General features: G+C 49.9%; 3 protein-coding genes. 2 read left to right on the top strand and 1 reads right to left on the bottom strand.

Annotated features, from left to right (window positions below):
- A partial coding sequence (locus tag KQJ19_RS23165) for a PAS domain-containing protein (RefSeq protein WP_216404240.1) occupies positions 1 to 595 on the bottom strand: 595 nt, incomplete at its 3' end.
- Between the two features lie 379 nt (positions 596 to 974).
- Here KQJ19_RS23165 and dpaL point away from each other — a divergent pair.
- Positions 975 to 2,186, top strand: a complete 1,212-nt coding sequence (gene dpaL, locus KQJ19_RS23160) for a diaminopropionate ammonia-lyase (protein WP_047502259.1) — start codon at positions 975 to 977, stop codon at positions 2,184 to 2,186.
- Between the two features lie 36 nt (positions 2,187 to 2,222).
- On the top strand, positions 2,223 to 2,976 hold a 754-nt coding region (locus KQJ19_RS23155), incomplete at its 3' end, for a M20/M25/M40 family metallo-hydrolase (RefSeq protein ID WP_216404239.1).

Genomic DNA, 2,976 nt, shown 5'->3' with positions numbered 1-2,976 from the left:
GCGGTAATCCCTGAACTTCGCGGTTGAGAATGCGATCGGCTGAATGATTGGCATGCCAGATAAGACCATTGCCATCAATTGCTACAACGCCGCGGTCCATGGCATCGATCAGACGCCGAAATGCGCCGAGGGTTTCCTGCGCGCGTAAACGCTCCAGACATTCAAAGACCTTACTGGAGATCATCACCGCGATTTGCTCAATAAAAGTGACAAATTTATCAATCTGGCTCAATAACGCGTCACGCTGCGCCTGGGTTGAGCAAATAATTCCGATCACGCCAATCACACGATTGTTGAGAAAAATTGGTGCGTTCAAATCCAGCATTTCAGAACAGTAGTGGTGTTTTTCACATAACTGACACAGCGGATGTTCGCCGGGATTTTTGATAAGAACCGTTTCTCGGACCTGCAAAACGTGGTGGTAGATGTAGCCATTTTTTGCCACGTTTTCATTGAGCATATGTCGGTATTTACCGGTGCCAGCGATGCGCATTAAGGATTCATCGATGATTTCAACATCCGTTCCGGTTATGCCAGAAATAGCGTCGGCATAATTGCAGATATCATCCTGAATATTGCTGAGTACTGAAATCATGGTACTTCTCCGGCAGCGAGTGGCGTTTCTCAAGGGAGATGATAAATATGCGAAGCAATGCAAAAATGATTTGCGAAAAATCAATCTACCACTCTGTTTTTGGATGTTTTTTTTATTTTATCTTCCGCGATCACACTATTTATCAATTGTGAGAATTTATCAAACGAGGCGATAAACTAACGCTGTGGTATTTTTCAGTGCCCATCTCGTTTTCTTTTTAATTATTTGAAAATAAAGACTTTATTAAAATATTTATAAGGTTTTACTCGATTAATAAAAAACTGGTAAGCATTTTGCTCTATTGGCAATACCGATAGCGTAACTATCTCTGTATACGTCTATTACAGGGAGTGAAATACCAGAACAATGAGGTTTTATGATGCAGGAAAACTTATCATTTTTTATCAACCAGACGCCGTTTACCGAACATCCAAACGCGCCGCTGGCACCGTTTAGTCGCCAGGAACTGGTAAAAGCGTTGAATTTTCATCGGTCTATTCCGGGTTATGCGCCGACGCCGTTATATACGCTGCCGGCTCTTGCAAAAAAGCTGGGTGTTAAAAATATCTATCTCAAGGATGAGTCTCAGCGTTTTGGCCTGAAAGCCTTCAAAGCGTTGGGCGGCTCCTATGCGATGGCGTGCCATATCGCGGAATTAATCGGCAAGGATATCAGTGAACTGCCGTTTGACGTGATGACCAGCGAAGAGGTACGCCGTGATCTCCAAACCGTCACGTTTGCCACCACCACCGATGGCAACCACGGTCGCGGTGTGGCGTGGATGGCGCGCCAGCTGAAGCAAAACGCCGTGGTTTATATGCCGAAGGGCTCTTCGCAGCAGCGTTTGACCTCCATCCGTAATGAAGGCGCTACCGCTGAAATCGTCGATATGAACTATGACGATGCGGTTCGCATGACCGCGGAACAGGCACAAAAGCATGGCTGGATTGTGGTGCAGGATACCGCCTGGGAAGGGTATGAAAAAATCCCGCAGTGGATTATGCAGGGCTACGGCACGCTGATGCTGGAGGCGATAGACCAACTGCATCAGGTTGCGCCGACGCATATTTTTGTTCAGGCAGGCGTTGGCTCGTTTGCCGGAATGGTGCAGGGAATGGTGGCGGCAGCCTGGGGTGAACACCGCCCGAAAGTGATCGTCGCCGAAGCGTTAATTGCCGATTGTCTTTACCGCTCTGCCCGCTCTAAAGAAGGGGATGCAATTGCGGTGGGCGGCGATTTGCAAACCGTGATGGCTGGTCTCGCCTGCGGTGAGGCGAACAGCATCGGCTGGAAACTGCTACGTGATTATGCCAACGCATTTGCCTCCTGTCCTGATGAAGTCGCAGCGCTGGGCATGCGCATGCTGGGTAATCCGTTGGCGGGCGATCCGCAGATCGTATCCGGTGAGTCCGGCGCGGTCACTTCCGGTCTGCTGGCGCTGCTGATGACCTCACCTGAACTGGCGCAAACGCGTGAACAACTGGGGCTGGATGCGCATTCCCGCGTGCTGTTGGTCAGTACCGAAGGCGACACCGACCCACAACAATATCTGGATATTGTCTGGGGCGGTCAGTACCCGGGCATCAAATAACACATTTCCTGATTGAGAGAAATAACGGAGAAACCCATGTTATCTGCAAAACGTATTGATGAAGTCATTAAAAACTGTCAGGCGCTGATCCAACAAAAAAGTTATTCCGGTCAGGAAGGGGAAGTGGTTAATGCCATAAAAAAAATGATGCAGCATTACCAGTTCGATGACATCCACGTTGATAAGTACGGCAACATTGTGGGCGGCATTGTCGGCAATCAGCCGGGGAAAACGCTGGTTCTCGATGGACATATCGATACCGTGCCGGTCAACGAAGAGAAGTGGAGCCGCAACCCGTACGGCGGCGATATCGACGATGGCAAAATTTATGGTCGCGGTACAACCGATATGAAAGGTGCCGTGGCGGCGATGATTTCCGCCGTGGGTTTTTTCGGCCAGGACAATCAGCGTAATTTTGCCGGCAAAATCTACGTTGCCTGCATCGTGCATGAGGAGTGCTTCGAAGGTATTGCCGCCCGGCTGGTCAGCGAGCGCTATAAGCCGGACTACGTGATCATCGGTGAAGCTTCCGAGTTAAACCTGAAAATTGGTCAGCGTGGCCGCGCTGAAATTGTGGTCGAAACGTTTGGTAAACCCGCGCACTCCGCCAACCCGCAGGCAGGCATTAACGCGGTGTACAAAATGGCGCAATTGATCGACAAAATTCGCACAATCACTCCGCCAACGCACCCGGTACTGGGGCCTGGCATTCTGGAGCTTACCGACATTAAATCTTCGCCATACCCGGGAGCCTCGGTAGTGCCGGATTATTGTCGCGCAACCTACGATC

This window comes from Citrobacter sp. S46_ASV_140 (genome assembly GCF_018919545.1).
Classification (GTDB): Bacteria; Pseudomonadota; Gammaproteobacteria; order Enterobacterales; family Enterobacteriaceae; genus Citrobacter; species Citrobacter braakii.
Note: the sequence above shows the minus strand (reverse complement) of the source record. Positions and strands in the feature narration are given on the sequence as shown.